This is a genomic window from Desulfobulbus alkaliphilus (assembly GCF_016918545.1).
GTDB lineage: Bacteria > Desulfobacterota > Desulfobulbia > Desulfobulbales > Desulfobulbaceae > Desulfobulbus > Desulfobulbus alkaliphilus.
In genome coordinates this window covers 1-391 of record NZ_JAFFQC010000416.1, presented here as the reverse complement: position 1 = coordinate 391, position 391 = coordinate 1, and the positions used below count along the sequence as shown (strand labels likewise).

General features: G+C 63.7%; 1 protein-coding gene. It reads right to left on the bottom strand.

All coding sequences use genetic code 11. The features are described from left to right. Window positions 1–7 precede the first annotated feature (7 nt). Window positions 8–391: YjfI family protein (locus tag JWG43_RS21180; RefSeq protein WP_205244494.1), on the bottom strand; the 384-nt coding region annotated here is incomplete at its 5' end.

The window sequence follows — 391 nt, the reverse complement described above, 5'->3', positions numbered from 1 at the left end:
TCCGGGATCAGGCGGCGTCGGCGCCGAAGGTTTCACGCAGTTCGGTGGCGTCGATCGCATTTTTGGCCAGCGTGCGCAGTTCGATGAGGATGGTCTGAAGCGTCGTCTTGCAAGAGAGTTCGCCCATCAATTCGTACACATCTTCGCCGCCGATGTTGGTGATGGCGAAGTTGGACAGGGGCACCACGCGCTGGGCCTTCAGCAGGAACTCGTTGAAGGCGTGGCGATCGGCCTGTTCGGCGACGGGCCACAGCAGGACCGAACAGACGATCTGGGCGTCGCCGACGCTCAGATAGACCGGCAGGTCGCCATATTCGTGCATGGTCGCCAGCAGCACCGGCTCTGCGCCCTCGACCACGCGCAGGGTCATCTCGCCGTCGCGCAGCAGTGC